This window comes from Leptospira vanthielii serovar Holland str. Waz Holland = ATCC 700522, assembly GCF_000332455.1.
GTDB classification, from domain to species: domain Bacteria; phylum Spirochaetota; class Leptospiria; order Leptospirales; family Leptospiraceae; genus Leptospira_A; species Leptospira_A vanthielii.
On sequence record NZ_AOGY02000086.1, the window covers coordinates 1 to 15947 of the forward strand.

17 protein-coding genes are annotated in these 15947 nt (G+C 34.9%); 1 reads left to right on the forward strand and 16 read right to left on the reverse strand.

Going from position 1 to position 15947, the window contains the following annotated elements:
• From LEP1GSC199_RS21080 to LEP1GSC199_RS20320, 6 genes are all read right to left on the reverse strand, one after another.
• A partial coding sequence (locus LEP1GSC199_RS21080; protein WP_002992071.1) for a type II toxin-antitoxin system Phd/YefM family antitoxin occupies positions 1-135 on the reverse strand: 135 nt, incomplete at its 3' end.
• Between the two features lie 1103 nt (positions 136-1238).
• A complete protein-coding gene (locus LEP1GSC199_RS20300) occupies positions 1239-2366 on the reverse strand; it encodes a hypothetical protein (RefSeq protein WP_002992057.1) in 1128 nt (375 codons plus the stop codon).
• A gap of 211 nt (positions 2367-2577) precedes the next feature.
• Positions 2578-2994, reverse strand: coding sequence for a putative toxin-antitoxin system toxin component, PIN family (locus tag LEP1GSC199_RS20305; RefSeq protein WP_002992040.1), 417 nt, complete (start codon positions 2992-2994; stop codon positions 2578-2580).
• A complete protein-coding gene (locus tag LEP1GSC199_RS20310) occupies positions 2994-3239 on the reverse strand; it encodes a CopG family ribbon-helix-helix protein (protein WP_002992073.1) in 246 nt (81 codons plus the stop codon). The genes LEP1GSC199_RS20305 and LEP1GSC199_RS20310 overlap by 1 nt, the downstream gene beginning before the upstream one ends.
• Positions 3240-3522: 283 nt before the next feature.
• A complete protein-coding gene (locus LEP1GSC199_RS20315) occupies positions 3523-5271 on the reverse strand; it encodes an ATP-dependent nuclease (RefSeq protein WP_002992046.1) in 1749 nt (582 codons plus the stop codon).
• A gap of 212 nt (positions 5272-5483) precedes the next feature.
• Entirely contained in the window at positions 5484-6353 is an 870-nt protein-coding gene (locus tag LEP1GSC199_RS20320; protein ID WP_002992066.1) for an FRG domain-containing protein, read from the reverse strand.
• 1173 nt (positions 6354-7526) lie between these two features.
• Between LEP1GSC199_RS20320 and LEP1GSC199_RS20325 the strand changes: the two genes are divergently transcribed.
• Complete coding sequence (locus tag LEP1GSC199_RS20325) at positions 7527-8417, forward strand: DNA-methyltransferase (RefSeq protein WP_002992038.1); 891 nt, start codon at positions 7527-7529, stop codon at positions 8415-8417.
• On the opposite strand, the gene LEP1GSC199_RS20330 is transcribed toward LEP1GSC199_RS20325, so the two are convergent.
• The 10 genes from LEP1GSC199_RS20330 to LEP1GSC199_RS21090 form a co-directional block, all read right to left on the reverse strand.
• On the reverse strand, positions 8397-9167 hold the full coding sequence (locus tag LEP1GSC199_RS20330; protein WP_002992032.1) for a hypothetical protein: 771 nt from the start codon (positions 9165-9167) through the stop codon (positions 8397-8399). The genes LEP1GSC199_RS20325 and LEP1GSC199_RS20330 overlap by 21 nt on opposite strands.
• Positions 9168-9409: 242 nt before the next feature.
• Positions 9410-9835, reverse strand: a complete 426-nt coding sequence (locus LEP1GSC199_RS20335; RefSeq protein WP_002992069.1) for a type II toxin-antitoxin system HicB family antitoxin — start codon at positions 9833-9835, stop codon at positions 9410-9412.
• Entirely contained in the window at positions 9832-10098 is a 267-nt protein-coding gene (locus LEP1GSC199_RS20340; protein WP_232420871.1) for a type II toxin-antitoxin system HicA family toxin, read from the reverse strand. Before LEP1GSC199_RS20340 ends, LEP1GSC199_RS20335 begins: the two co-directional genes overlap by 4 nt.
• Positions 10099-10281: 183 nt before the next feature.
• The gene (locus tag LEP1GSC199_RS20595; RefSeq protein ID WP_002992059.1) at positions 10282-11163 is read right to left on the reverse strand and encodes an HNH endonuclease; all 882 of its coding nucleotides are present in this window, start codon (positions 11161-11163) and stop codon (positions 10282-10284) included.
• A gap of 660 nt (positions 11164-11823) precedes the next feature.
• Complete coding sequence (locus LEP1GSC199_RS20350) at positions 11824-12711, reverse strand: LA_2444/LA_4059 family outer membrane protein (protein ID WP_002992042.1); 888 nt, start codon at positions 12709-12711, stop codon at positions 11824-11826.
• Between the two features lie 603 nt (positions 12712-13314).
• Complete coding sequence (locus tag LEP1GSC199_RS21380; protein ID WP_039927599.1) at positions 13315-13710, reverse strand: hypothetical protein; 396 nt, start codon at positions 13708-13710, stop codon at positions 13315-13317.
• 268 nt (positions 13711-13978) lie between these two features.
• Positions 13979-14671, reverse strand: a complete 693-nt coding sequence (locus LEP1GSC199_RS20360; protein ID WP_002992076.1) for a hypothetical protein — start codon at positions 14669-14671, stop codon at positions 13979-13981.
• A gap of 404 nt (positions 14672-15075) precedes the next feature.
• Positions 15076-15387: a transposase gene (locus tag LEP1GSC199_RS22340; protein WP_002992037.1), complete on the reverse strand. Its 312-nt coding sequence runs from the start codon at positions 15385-15387 to the stop codon at positions 15076-15078.
• Between the two features lie 207 nt (positions 15388-15594).
• Positions 15595-15753 carry a transposase gene (locus LEP1GSC199_RS22345; RefSeq protein ID WP_157356655.1) on the reverse strand — a complete coding sequence of 53 codons (159 nt, stop codon included), beginning with the start codon at positions 15751-15753 and terminating at the stop codon, positions 15595-15597.
• Positions 15754-15757: 4 nt separating this feature from the next.
• The coding region (locus LEP1GSC199_RS21090) for a transposase zinc-binding domain-containing protein (RefSeq protein WP_002992060.1) at positions 15758-15947 on the reverse strand (190 nt) is incomplete at its 5' end.

A 15947-nucleotide genomic window follows, 5' to 3' on the forward strand; every position in this document is an offset into this window, starting at 1 on the left:
TTGTTTGATTGGCTCTTTTATTAGTCTAGCAATTGGTTTTCCGTGATCAGTAACGATTACTTCGTCTCCAAGCCTGGCTTTATCAAGATATTCGCTAAGTTTTGCTTTTAGATCTCTTACTCCGACATAAATCATTCTTTTGACTCCGAAATTGTGGTTACAATTGTAGGATAATGGTTACTTTCATAGAAATCAAGACGAAAAATGCCAAATTTATGCTTTTCTTCGGTTTAAGTTGAAGTTTGCGAACTTTCGTATAACGAACTAGACTAACCGACGTAGGCTGACCCTGAGTCCCAACGGGACGTTAGGGACTGGAACGACACTTGCGTAAGCAAGGGGAGTGCCAGAAGCCTATGTGGCGCAGCCCAAGCGAGGGCTCGTCCCGAAGCGCAGCGGTTAGTTGCTGTTAATTGCAGTTGGTTATATAGATAAATAAAGATCAATCGAAAGATTTTCAAAGCAGCGCAAATTTTTCTCTTACATCTTAAAAAGCAAAAATCTTTAACAGGACTTTCTTGGAGAGAGACGCCATTGATCTTCAAAAAAGCTTGAATCGACATCACCCTCTTACAAAGAAAATTTGCGCGTTATCTTCTATGGTTCAACCAATTGCAATTAACGAACTAGCCTTAACGACGTTCCTCGTAGCTGAGCCTCAGTAGGAGGCGTTAGCGTCGGCGCGGATCTTGCGGAGGCAAGAGACGTGCCGGAGAGGAATGTGGCGTAGCCCGAGCGAGGCCGTAAGTGCCGAAGCGTAGCGGTAAGCGGATGTTAATTGCAGTAGGTTTCTACAGAAAAAGATAATTTTCGAAAGGGAAATCTCATCAAGCGCGAAAATTTTCGATCCGAATCTTTTTTCTTATAAATTTATATTGGAACTAGCGAATTAAAAACTCTTCTTTCTTCTTTTAATGGAAAAATATAAATCTTTAGCAAATCACAGTTTAATAAAAGAATCTTTGAAGAGAGTTTCCACTACAAAAAGGCAGTAATATATTAATTCCTCAACCCTCTCTAAAGAAAATTTTCGCGCGCTTTTTTTGTATGATTTAACCTATTGCAATTAACGACTAGACTTACCGAAGTTCCCCGACCCTGAGTCCCGAAGGGACGTTAGGGACTGGCATGTAGCTTGCGTAAGCAAGGCGAATGCCAGAAGGGGAATTTGCCGCAGGCCGAGCGAGGCCTTGTGCCGAAGCGAAGCGGTAAGTCGCTGTTAGCCGAAGTATTCAAATTTAGAATGGAATGTCTCCGTATTCATTATATTTAAATTTAAAGTTTAAATTGGTCATATAATATTTTGTTAACGTAGTTTGCACCTTTTCTTTTATATGCTTGTTCGAGTTCATTTTTTCCAGTATATTTTCATCTTCAATACCTAAATCAATTATAATTAAATCATCTTCTTTATTATAGCTAAAAAGAAAATATCTGAATTTATCTATATAAAAATCACAAAGTAATTGCAAGGAATGTCTTATATCGTCGCTTAATTCTTTTTCTATTTCATCTAAAAATAGCGTGAGAAAATCATAGTTAGTCTTAATTTTCTTCTCATATAATTTGAACTGTTCTGTATACTCGTTTTGTAGCCAAATATGTAGTAAATTTAAGTAATTAATGAAATTTTCTAATTCTTTTAGTTTTACAAAATGAACCGTATTGTTAGATTCTTTTTGATTAACGATAAATCTATTTGTGTATTTTAAATAGTCAGTTTCATTTATTGTGGATTGATTTTTACTTAAATAATATTCAAACGAATTTAACTCCATAACTGACACTAGTAAGAAATTATAAACACAAATATTTTCCTTTCTGCTATTCAAAGCTTCTTTTTCGTAATGTAATGACCTGATTAAGGTAATGATAGAATCGTATATTCTTTTGTCATTCTGTGGAGTTGCATTTTTTAAGTTTACCTCCTGGAATGCAAATATATTTCGCTCAAGGTCAAACAAATACTTATGAATTGGATTTGATTTTGATTTTTCCAAAATTCTATTTAAAATGAATGACGAAGTTTCCATTTTATGAAAAATTTTTGAATTTGTCCAAGAATCAATGGGTTTATATTTTACATTAGGATCCTGATTGTTTATATCTTTGGTTAAAAAGACCCATGAATTTTCGGAATTTTTCTTTACACTTATAATTATTGCTGTAAATAGTTTTATTTCATTGATCGTTGCAACTTTATAAGCTATAAGATCAATTTCTCTTTCTGTTCCTATTGTATTATCGAAATAGTAACGATTATTTATTGTGTACCATTCAGAATCAGAGAATAAATTTGATACTTTATGTTCTGATATATAGCCTGTCTTTTCGATTGCTTCTTCTATTTTTTTATAATTTTCCATATTTTTTTGAATATTTCGGCTAACGAACTAGACTAACCGACGTAGGCTGGCCCTGAGTCCCAACGGGACGTTAGGGACTGGAACGACACTTGCGGACGCAAGGGGAGTGCCAGAAGCCTATGTGGCGCAGCCCAAGCGAGGGCTCGTCCCGAAGCGAAGCGGTTAGTTGCTGTTATGCGACGTTGCGGGGAGCGACACGGATGTCGCAATCTTAGCTCATATCCTCTTTAATTCTTAAGTATTCATCAGGAGTAATGATTTTTAGACCCTTGATTTTTTCTAGAGTTAAAAGGTCTTTATCACCTGTTATTAATAAATCAACATTTGCTGAGAAAGCAGTTTCAAGAATATGGAAATCGTCTCGATCTCTCAAATTCATATAGTCTTTAAGAGGCTTGTTTTTAATTATTGTGGTAGCACTTCTGATTTCCGCAATTGTAAATTGTATGAAGTCATTAGGTAGTTTGAACTTAGGTTTAGCTAAAGTTTCTTCCAATTCGTCCAGAATTTCATTAGAGATATATCCAATGAAAATATCATCGATTAAATCTTGGAAAACCAATCTAGGTTTACCATTGAATAAGATAGCAGAAATATAAATGTTAGTATCTAAAAGAACTTTTAACATTAAGAAGCTTTTTTACTTCTTCTAACTGCTTTAATTTCATCAAAAATGTCATCATCGTTAAGATTTGCTTTTTCGATAGTCTTGGAAGTAAAGTCGAAGATAGCTTGCCACTTAGATTTTTTCTCAATATAAGCCCTTGCAGCTTCACGAATCAGTTCGGATCTGGACCTGTGTTCTCTTTTTGCAATTTTATCAATTTCTTTTAAAAGAGCTTTTTCGAATGAGATGTTAACAGTCTGATTCATAATTTCCCAGCATATACAAGATTTGTATATTTGTCAAATTGTTTATTTCTGGGATTTTCTTGTAAAACGCCGCACGGATGCGGCGACTCTTCCCCGCAATGTTCGCATAACGAACTAGGCTAACCGACGTAGGCTGGCCCTGAGTCCCAACGGGACGTTAGGGACTGGCACGTAGTTTGCGGATGCAAACGAGTGCCAGAAGCCTATGTGTCGCAGACCGAGCGAGGCCTTGTGCCGAAGCGAAGCGGTTAGGCGTAGTTAGCCGAAGTTATTCAGTGATCAGCTATTTCAAGTCGTTGATTTGCGACCATCTGATGCAATTTGCTGGTGGTTTTTTAGATATATCTATCAAACTGTCTAGTAACTGCTTAACATTTTTTTCAATTTTTGGATCAGATTCAATTCTTTTAAGTGCATTGTATGGCTTTTCGTATTTTGCCTCCTCTCCAAATATTGCCATCTCAAAATTAGTCTTACAGGCAATTATGTTTATATCAATCCCTGTGTTTGTCCTTAAATCTTGTATTGAATTGTTTAGGCCCCAGGAAGGGTTTTTTTTGTTGTCTTGAGTTAATTCAGTGTCGGAGTCATGTAGAATAGCAAAGTTTTTTGAGAATTGTTTTAAAACTTTGGAAACAGAAAGAATTACCCCTTTTCCCCTTGCTCTGATTATATGAATATTTGAATACTCTCTAGGATATTTATTTTTTATCATAGAGAATGCTGTATATTCTGTATCGCCTTCTACAACAATAGCCTTCCCTCCAAAAAAGAATTCGTGGAGATATGGGTCACACACGTTTAATAGTTTAAGATTTTTTTTATCGTCTTCATCCAATTTTGCAGTTTCAGGTCTGTAGAGAGTAGTGCATTCTATATTTTTTTCAGACCTTTCCACTCTTACTATTGTTGTATTATCTTTTGAAAGGTCAATGAAGACGGGTGAGTGTGTAGTAATCATTATTTGCCAATTAACTAATTGAGGCAGTTCATATAACACATCTCTAGCTTCTCGAATTGCACTTGGATGTAGACATATTTCTGGTTCATCCAACAAAAGTACGTGAGGTCTCGTATTTTCATATTTGTCGTTTCGATCGGATAAATATTTTAAAGTTGACCAAAGAAGTGTTCTTCGTGCTCCGCTACCCTGATTTTCTATTTTTGAGTAGTATCCGTTTGTTACACCCATTGATAGTTCTGGATTTGATTTAAACGGAGAAAAGGTTTTTTCAACGTCTGATTCTGGCTTTGCATCCAGTTTGATTCTATGATTTGGAAAGATTCTATCTAGGTATTTTGAAACCTCATCTTCTATTTCTTTAATATCAGTAGAAGCAGACTCGACAACTTTACTTTGGAAATTCTTTAATGTATCTATAATATTTTCATAATCCGATTTTTCTTGGTTTTGATCAGATTTGATTGTTTTCACTTTTTCTTGTAGAAGATCAAGTAATAGCTTGGTGATTTGCTGTGCTTGAAGTTCTGGGGATGAGAATGCATCGACGCGATGGGGTTGAGGCCTTCTTGAATTTGCAATATTGGGAGCCCCCCAAGGTACCTTATCATCCCAATCCTGGGTATTTATATTCCATCCCTCTCTCTTTGGATCTTTATTGGGACTAGACCATATCCATCTTTCTTTTACTAATTGTTCGCCTTCTTGAGTTAGAGTAATCCACTGATCACCAGGTGAATTATCATAAACAATAGTTTCGAGGGTGATTTCGGGAAGTTCACTTTGATTAACCTGACTTGAGGGGAAATCAGAAATTGCTAATTGGCATTCTTTAGAACCATGTTTCATTACTAATTCATAAGCCCTTAGTATGCTACTTTTTCCAGCATTATTGGGACCGACTAGTACTACGATATCATCTAAATCTATTTTAATCTCATCATTTCCAATGGATCGGAAATTTTTAATACTGAGTGAGCGTAACCTTGGTTTGTTGATTGTGGGATCAGAGGATTCGAGTGAAGTTTCTTCAATCGTTTCTTTTTGTTTTGCTTTTTTTGCTGGTGGCATATAGTTTCCTTTTTTTTGATTTAGGTTTGAATAATTTCGGCTAACGAACTAGGGGAGACGACGTTCCTCGTAGCTGAGCCTCGCAGAGGCGTTAGCGTCGGCGCGCCTTCTTGCGGAGCGAGAAGCGTGACGGAGAGGAATGTGTCGCAGACCGAGCGAGGCCGTAAGTGCCGAAGCGAAGCGTTTCCCCGCTGTTATGCGTAGTATTTGCTTTATCCAATTGAAATATATTCTCGAAGAAGTAGATCTTTTGTATATCCATCTAGACCGGGAAAAAGTGTTGAAAACGAAACATTCATATTTATTAAATCCTTGAGTGCCAATTTTACTTCATGTTTATTCTCTTTTTTAAATATAACCTTTTTTATGTTTTTTTTATTTTCATTGCTGTATAAATGAAGTAATTCGCTGAAACTTTGTTTATTAGTCATTGAATATAGAAACCCTCCTTTTTGTAAAAATGGTCTTTTTGATGGCATATCTAAAAAGCTATAGCCAATAATTTCTTTCCCCTTGCCTGTTCCTAGTTTTAGCATTTGGTATTCATTGTATAGATGGTTATAACGATCTTTTGCGGTAATGTTTAATTTCTCAACATTGAAATTATCTAAGACATTTAATGGAATTATCCAGATACATGCAGATTCCGATATAGAAAAGACATCTGATAAGGCAAAAAAGCAGGAGATAAATTGCGAAGCACTTACATCGAGTAACCGTGTTGCAGCACCGTGATGTTGCATGAGTGATAGCCAATCGATATCATTATTAATGGTTCTGTGATCAAATGTATTTTCGGAAAAAAGGTGAAATCCTTTTTTGTAATTATCCAAAATGTTCTTTTCTGTTATTCTATTCCATTCTTTTGTGAAAAAGTCGGCATCTTTCGAATGTAATCTTTCTATAGATGGTTTTAGAGTCCAGTTTGCATCAGACTGTCCTCTATAGCAATAATGGTGAATAGAAGATTTTTCATTCAAATTAAACAAAAAATCTCTTAGTTTTTTCCATTCAGTAAAAGTGACTATTTCATATTGAAATAATTCTTCTAATTTATTCTTATTGTCTATTTCTTTGTTCATCAGTTATATACTTTGCAAATATTACGCATAACGAACGAGCTAACCGATGTAGGCTGGCCCTGAGCCTCTGTAGGAGGCGTTAGGGATTGGCACGAGGCTTGCGTAAGCAAGAGGAGTGACAAAAGCCTATGTGCCGAAGGCCGAGCGAGGGCGAAGACCCGAAGCGAAGTGGTTAGCGGCAGTTAGCCGCTGTGTTTTTTTGAAGTCTACAATTTTATTCACAGTAACCAGTATTTATTCCTGAAACATAACCTGAAAAAGCAGAAATTTTATTTTGAAAGAATATAAAATCTCCTTTCGCGGTTATTATATATATCTGAAACAATCCATTGTTTGAATTTTTGTTTTTTCTTTGTAAATCTTCATAAAAAACAATTCTGGAATTTTCTCCAGTATCATATCCAATTAAACTAATTTTGTTTTCACTACCCTGATATGATACAAGAATGTCATTTTTTGGTAAATCAGCATAAAAGCTGAAAGTGATTTTGTCTGTCTTGCTTATTGAAATACTTTTTATTTTTTCTGTTTCATATGACGGTACTGGTGTAAATGCAGTGCTTGATAATTCAGTATAGCATTGGAATGTTTTTTTTTGTAAGGTCTAAATCCCTTTTTATGTATGGTAATTCAAAATTAGTTTTATTACAGGTGATCGTAATTAGGAGAATGGAGATACTAAGTATTTTTTTGAACATGCTGTTTTTGACTTTCTTGCTATATATTTTATGTAGTTTTCTAATCGTTTTGTAATTTATATCATTAAAAAAAATGGATATTAATATTTTGGCTCTTTAAGTTATGTTTAAAAAGAGAATTTTCAGTTTTTTGATCCAAAGTATTTCGAAAATTGTTTAATATGGAAGATTTAAAAGAAAAGCATATTTTTAAATCAGAAAGATTTTCTGTGATCTTCAAATCAAATTTTTATAAAATTAATAATTTTTAAAACATTGCGGCTAACGAACTAGACTTACCGAAGTTCCCCGACCCTGAGTCCCGACGGGACGTTAGGGACTGGCATGTAGCTTGCGAAAGCAAGGCGAATGCCAGAAGGGGAATTTGCCGGAGGCCGAGCGAGGGCTTGTCCCGAAGCGTAGCGGTAAGTCGCTGTTATGCGAAGTAGCCTGTATTTTACTTGACACTTGTTAAGCTTTTTTCTGACATATCATTATGAATAGCGAATTACTAAACATATTGAAAACTCTTCCTTTTACAGAAGTGTCCAAAGGAATAAATTTAGTTACTGGTGATTCATATTCCACTTTGAGTAAGCTACCGGATAATTTATTTCAAACTTGTGTTACGAGTCCGCCATATTGGGGATTGCGGGATTATGGAATTTCAAATCAGATAGGTTCTGAATTTGATTTGAGTGAATATATTAATAATTTAGTGAAGGTTTTTCGTGAAGTAAAGAGAACTCTCCGGAAAGATGGAACGCTTTGGTTGAACATTGGAGACTCATATACTAGCGGAAACCGAACTTGGCGAGATTCAGATAAAAAGAATGCGGGTAGAGCTATGTCATATCGTCCACCAACTCCGGAGGGGCTAAAACCAAAGGATTTGATTGGTGTTCCTTGGAAAATAGCTTTTGCCTTGCAGGAAGATGGATGGTATTTGCGATCTGATATTATCTGGAATAAGCCAAATTGCCAACCTGAATCGGTGAAAGATAGACCGACCAGATCCCATGAATATCTATTTTTACTTACTAAAGCAGAACGATATTTGTATAATTATAAATCTATACAAGAAGCAACTATTACTAATCAGGGTCAGAAAAATAAAAGAAGTGTATGGTCTATAAACACTGAGGGTTTCCCAGGGTCACATTTTGCTGTATTTCCTCGAGAATTAGTAAGAACCTGTATTCTCGCTGGTTCTGACGAAAATTCACTTGTCTTGGATCCATTTTTAGGCTCAGGGACGGTAGGCGAAATTTGTAAAACTTACCAAAGAAATTTTCTAGGAATCGAATTAAATCCCGATTATGTGAACTTATCAATTGATAGAATTTCGAAAATCGATGATTTCTCTCTATTTAAAACTGGAAGCTGATATTCCCCATTCTGCATGAACTATACAATAGTTCTTATTTAGATTTTTAATTTGCAATTTTCTTTCGCTGCCACCGTCAAAGTAAAGTTTATATATTAAATCTTTTCCTTCGTAAACCTCACAATATCCAGGTTTTGGGAATTGTTTACTCTCTGACATAATTGAAAAAATTCCATCCTGTGATTTTAATAAGATTGATTTTGGAATTTCTATTAGTTCGTAATTTAATATAGAGTCGTCATCTCTTAAAAATCTTAACATAAGAATTTTATCATAGTTTTCTAGATGATTTATGAATTGTTCATGCAGGTTTTTTAAATCAGAAATAGATTCCTTCCATTCGCCTTTTCCCAATTCCATAAATTTTGATATGTGAATTTCATCGCTCTTAATTTTTGAATCTGCTTGGGTTTTTAGGGAAATCTTAATGCTATCTAAAGTTAAGTCATGTCCTCTATTCCCTTTGTTGGCTAATTCAGATTTGTATCCGTTAAGAGAAAAGACTTTTTGTAAGCCAAATTCGAACTTGTCTTTAGTAAATGGCTCTATTGAAAAAATATGATGAACTTTAAGTAAATCGCCAAAATCTGAATAGATTTTCTCATTTATAAATTCGGAAGCTTTATTAATAAATTTTTTTGATAATTTGGACTGAAATATTTTGGCAATGTTTAGAATGATATCAAGTTGGTGATTAGTTAGGTTTTTTAGAAAATCTTCGAGTATCTTAAAATTGAATTTTTCGGTCATGTCTTTAATTAGTTTATTGGTCGATTCTATAATATGTCATAACTTTTCTAGTATTTATTTTGGCTATTTCGCATAACGAACTAGGGGAGACGACGTTCCTCGTAGCTGAGCCTTCGTAGAAGGCGTTAGCGTCGGCGCGACTTCTTGCGGAGCGAGAAGCGTGACGGAGAGGAATGTGGCGCAGCCCAAGCGAGGCCTTGTGCCGAAGCGCAGCGTTTCCCCGCTGTTATGCGACGGTCGTGTTATACACTGATAAGATTTTGGTGAAAAACTTCTTCTAATCTTATAATAGTTTTTAGAGTAGGGTTTGATTTATGTGGATCTTCAAATTTTTGGTAAGTTTGATAAGCAATATTAAGTTTTTGAGCAATTTGCTTTTGACTTAAACCTTGTTTTTCTCTACTTTTCTTAAGCCAGATAGCAAAAGAGACATTTTTTTCAGGAGTAATGAATTTGATATCTTTTCCTTTTAATTTTGAAGGTTCAGGAATGTTTAATTTTCTAGAATCGATAGATTCTAAAAAACCAGTTAAAGCTTCTTGGGCATTTAAAATAGCTTCGTTTTCATTGTCTCCAAAAGTGAAACATCCTGGTAAATCAGGAAATTCAACATTAAAAACTTTATCTTTTATACTGTATTTGATAATAGCCGGATAAGATATTTTCATTTGAGTCCTGCCTGTTTAAGTATTGCGTTCATAGTTCCATTTGGAATATCTCGATTACTATGAACTGGAACCGAGAGAGTTTTGTCTTTTTTCTTAAGTATATGGTGTGATCCAGTGATTCTATCTAATTCCCAACCATCTCTTTTTAGAATTTTTATTAATTCTTTTCCCGTCACAAGCAATAATACAGCATTTGGGCTGTATTTGTCAATTGGATATTTCTCCGATTTTTGGGTAAATGAAATTTTCACGACTGTTCGCATAACGAACTAGACTAACCGACGTAGGCTGGCCCTGAGTCCCAACGGGACGTTAGGGACTGGAACGACACTTGCGGACGCAAGGGGAGTGCCAGAAGCCTATGTGGCGAAGCCCAAGCGAGGGCTCGTCCCGAAGCGAAGCGGTTAGTCGCTGTTATACGACGGTTCCTAGTTTAATAATTTATTTTATTTCGAAAAATATTTTGGAATTGAGTTTGTTACGGCTAGTGGTTTTGCTTTTTTGGATTTGTTGCATTTTTCACACAAAAGTTGTAAATTTACAATATCATTGGATCCACCTTTTGAAATAGGGACTATGTGATCAACATTGAGTTTTATTTTTTTCGAATATAGGTTTCTATTGCAATCAGGGCATCTGCCTCCTTCCCGAATAATTAATGTTTCTTTTACCCATTTGGGCCAAGTTTTTCGAGGAACCCACTGAGATAGTTTTCCGTTAATATCTTCTCCTGGTAAACCGATGAACACAATTAAATCTGAAATCCATTTACATAGTTTTCTATCGTGAAAAATTCTCTCGCCAACTGATACTGAATAATATTCTTCAAGGCTTATTAAAGAATCATATAACTCATCTTTTAATACATCTAGTTTTTTTCTTATTATTCGAGATTTAAAGGACAAATAATCTTCGTATAATAATTCATAATCTTCTTTTCCAGAGTTATAAAGTCTATTTGAATAATTTATTATTTTCTCAAGATTTGCAATTTCTTCATGATCTATATTATGAAACTTTAAAAATTCAATGAATTCTTCCGAATACCATAAAAGATGTTGATTATCTTGGATAATTTCCTGATCTGTTTTATTTTCCTCTGAATGGTTGCATAAAATGTATTTGTTGTATGAATATTTTCCAATGCAATAAAGGGCGCCTTTTTTTACAGGATTCGAAAACATTTTCTTATCTCCGTGACGTCCTTTTAGTCCATCTTTTAAATAATAGTATATATCTAATCCGGATTTGTCAGGATCTTGGAGGTGCTGTATTGCAATAGAATATAATTTGAAACATATTGGGTCAAATATTTGTTTAGTTTTCATATTGTATTTAGGAACTGTCGTATAACGAACTAGCTAACCAACGTAGGCTGACCCTGAGCCTCCGTACGGAGGCGTTAGGGATTGGCACGAGGCTTGCGTAAGCAAGAGGAGTGACAAAAGCCTATGTGCCGAAGGCCGAGCGAGGGCGAAGTCCCGAAGTGAAGTGGTTAGCGGTAGTTAATTGCAGTTGGTTTTGTGTTGTATTTGCTAATAATACGAAGTGTTTGAAATCCCAGCGCACAAATTTTCTTTCTTATTCTTGGTCTTCAAAGCCCGACAATCATTTTTGAATCATGCAAACCGTGACGAAAAAATAATAGGAAATGTAGCGAAATAAATCTCTTAATTCTTATTCTTTTCTTTAAAACGCCTGAATCATTAACAAAGTAATAAAACCGATATAAAGATCTATTATTGAATTGAGCAAAGTTGGACTCTCACCTTTTAAGAAAAATTGCGCGCTGGTTTTTTTGAATAGAATTAACCAATTGCAATTAACGAACTAGTGGAGACGACGTTCCCCGACCCTGAGTCCCACCGGGACGTTAGGGACTGGTCACGTAGCTTGCGTATGCAAGCGAGTGCCAGAAGGGGAATGTGGCGCAGCCCAAGCGAGGCCTCGTGCCGAAGCGCAGCGTTTCCACGCTGTTATACGCAGTTTTAATATTTATAAGTAATAGATGCGAAAGTAGAACCGAAATATTCATTCTTAGCAGTATATTCAATATTTGATCTAATTAAAATCGTAGAAAAAGAATCACTAGTGATGATTTGACTTCTATTTTGAACAACTTTTGCAGATTGATCGGTAAAACCTAAAGATAATAGGATGGAGTCAGTGAATTCGTAACCAATTATAAGTTTTGTTTCCGTAGCATAGTATTTAGTGAATGGATTGTCTTTAATTTGGGCAAATTCAAAATTTCTAGCTGAAGTAACAATTGAGTGGTTAATATCGGTAAATCCATTTAGAATAGAATATCTGTAACCTGCTGAAATATAGAAGCCATAGAATCTTGGAGATTCAAGTAACACTCCTGCCGTTAATCCATTAAAATTTTGGGAAAAATTGTAGTTGTAAAATGCAAATCTACCGTCGCTTAAATCACTTTGTAGTCTCTGTATTCCAAGGTTAAAGATGATTCTATTTTCAATTAGATGATAATTCAACAATAAGTTTTGTTCTGATCTATAATACGTACCAAGATTTCCTTTGCTAATTTGATCTGTATAAGGATTTATTCTATCAAAAGAGGAATTGGTCTTTTTATACTCAAAAAAGTTTCCTTCAATACTAAACTTAGAATCAGCTATAAATCTAACAAATCCGAACGTGTTATATTGGATAGAAGGTATTTCATATGCAAATGATATCGGAAAAAAGCTGTTATACATATTGAATTCATTCGGTGCAGCATATCCGTTATTTCTTCTGATGTAAATGTGATTTGCTTTTCTTTCTTTGATATTATTTTCAACTTCTTCCGCATTAATACTGAGGCTTGAGATTGCTAATATAATTAGAGTTAATATTTTTCTTTTTTTCATAAGTTTTATTAAAATTGCGTATAACGAACTAGACTTACCGAAGTTCCCCGACCCTGAGTCCCGGACGGGACGTTAGGGACTGGCATGTAGCTTGCGAACGCAAGGCGAATGCCAGAAGGGGAATTTGCCGTAGGCCGAGCGAGGGCTAGTCCCGAAGCGTAGCGGTAAGGAGCTGTTAGTCGCAGTTGTCTCTTATTTGCAGTTTATTATATTTTAGAATATTCTCCGTTATTCTCTCTACAATTTTGTGACGAGTTTATTTCGTTCCATGTTGATAAGTAATAAATTGTCGACGATAACTTAGGTATATTGCATTTCGCAATGTAATTTTCGCATTTAGTCACAGAATCGGAGTTTTGAATATAAAGTTTGCATAAATTAGTATTTGAATTATAAGAACCAGAGTAAAATTCGATACATCTAGAATTATTATTATCAATACAAGCAATTGATAATTTTGTTTCATTTTCCTTTAAGAGAATATAAAAAGCAGCAGCTTCATTAAAAGAGATTAAGTTACAAGGTTCACAGGAGCCAATATCTGTTTTTAGGAAACTTAGGAGAAAACAAAATCCTATGGGGTAAATTACTATTTTTAAAGATCTAGATTTCAACCCAAATTCCTTTTAGATTTGAATTGCAGTCATTTATAGCATCATTTCGAGAGATAGAGTTGTTGTAGATTTTGTTAAAAGTGGAATTATCACCTTCAATTTTGCATTTGCCAATAGCATTATTATTTGAGCAAAGTTCATATCTGTAATCAGCACCATTAAATATGCAAAGATCTTTATTTATTTTATCATCTGAAATATTTTCTTTTTCGATACAATGAGTAGTGAATTTGCACGAAGAGTTATTTGCTCCCAAGGGAGCGGAAGAGGATAATAATATGATAAAAGAGAGGGGGACTCCATTCTTTGGGCAAGTTCCACATGGATTTCCACATGATAAATTTAATATAAAAATGAGAAAGGCAAGATTTATGAATTTTTTCATCTTTTATATTTTTTTGAGACAATTGCGACTAACGAACTAGCCTTAACGACGTAGGCTGACCCTGAGTCCCGGAACGGGACGTTAGGGACTGGAACGACACTTGCGAATGCAAGGGGAGTGCCAGAAGCCTATGTGTCGCAGACCGAGCGAGGCCTCGTGCCGAAGCGAAGCGTTAAGTCGCTGTTATGCGCTTTAAATGGGAGTAAAAATATTATTCATTTTTTGAATTTAAATATATTTCGAAATGCAATAATAGAAATAAAACATTCTACTCTACAGTAATTATTGAATTCTTTCCTTTTAGATTTCTCATATCGATATTTCCTTCTTCTAACCAGTTTTTATGATTCTCTCTAACTTTATGAAAACGGATTATTGGATTGTCGTACTTTGTAACATAAATTCTAAAAATGTAATCGGGGAAGTCGATAGACAATTTGTGTTTCCACATTTCGGAAATTAGTTTAGCTAAATTCCATGCATCTTTGAAATCTGGATGATTAGAATCCCAAAACGGTTCATCTTTTAAACCCGCACTATGACTGAATAAATCAAGAATATGAATATGGTTAATTAGACACTCTGCCTCAATAGGTTCATCTGGAATTTCCTTAATTCGAGAATATTCGCTTTTTAGAACTATCAATCCATTCTCTTCCAAGAGTTCAGGCCAAAAATATCCAGATACCATAGAATATATCACAGAAATAGGAAAGTTACCGACTGAATAAAATCCTTCAAAACCATTTGAAATTCGATTTTGAGCATTCAATAAAATTTCCTCGTAGTTCGGCTTAAACATTGCAGAGGTTGTCCTATCTATTTGTCCGGATAGCCGCTGGAAAGATATATATTCCGCTGGATTCTTAAAAGCGAGAGTATTGGTTTCACTATATCTAGAAAAAAATTCGAATAAAACTACAGCTTCATCTTCACTAATTTCTAATGAATATTTTTTCATTTTTTGCTCTTTAAGTTAACCTGATTCAAATTAATAGATTAGATCTGCCCATTTATTGCGCATAACGAACTAGCGGAGACGACGTTCCTCTTAGCTGAGCCTGCAGGGCAGGCGTTAGCGTCGGCGCGTCTTCTTGCGGAGCAAGAAGCGTGACGGAGAGGAATGTGCCGCAGGCCAAGCGAGGGCGAAGTCCCGAAGCGAAGCGTTTCCGCGCTGTTATCTGCTGTGCCCTATGCTAAGTTTGGCTTGCTGCCTGTTTTTTCTCACTAAGGAATTTAATAGTCCAAAATTGAGTCAAAGTTAAGCGACAAGTCTTGTAAATAGTTCTTCCGTAGGCGGATCCTTTCCAAATTTGATGTAAACAATATCCGGAACTTTGAATTCGTCAACTTCTTCTAACAGAATCATCCTTTGATTGCAGACAGGACAAGATTTGTGGAATTTATGATTCTCATCGAGAATCGAATCATCATTGATTTTTGATTCTGATTCTTCTTTACGCCACGTATGAAGAGTTGATTTACGAGATCATACTTAGATTTACTAGCAGAGCTGTAGAAACCAGAATAACGAATAGATTTAATGTTTTGTGGAATGATGTGTTTGATGTATCTATTTACAAATTCATGGTTAGAAAAGGAAAAAGATTTATCTTTATTATGAAGATTAATGGAACCATTGTCAAGAAAATACGACCTGATTAAGATTGAGAGCATTTCCTTTTATAGTTTTGGAAAGGTAGTCAATAATAGGATAAGGTGATTCGTATTTCTTAGAAACAAATATATTTTCTTTATGTATATTATCTATATTTATTCTGAAGTCATTTCCAAGTTCAGGATGTTTCTTATGTAAAAGAATTAATTCTTTCTTTAGAATTTGGTTATATATAGAATTGAAGTTATCAAGTTTGAAGAGGTCTATCAGTAAGAGAATTTGTCCTGTTTTTTGGATAGAGCAATAGAATTGAGAAGGATGTGTATATGAGGATGAAGCTGGTAAGCATCCCCATGAGTGTGTAGAACAGAAATGAATGCGGTAGTAGGGGTTAGGTCAAAAGAATACTTAATTAATTTGAGAATCGTATTAGATGAAGCTTACAAAAAGGATTTCTATAAATTCTTTATAATGGGAAAGAATATATGGATACAGAAAAGAAGGTAACTTAAAAACAAGATGATAATGTGGAGAATTAGAAACTTTTTCTTTTGTATTAGAATTCCATTCTCTTTTATTTTCTGATTGGCAAGTAGGACAAGATCTATTGTTACAAGAT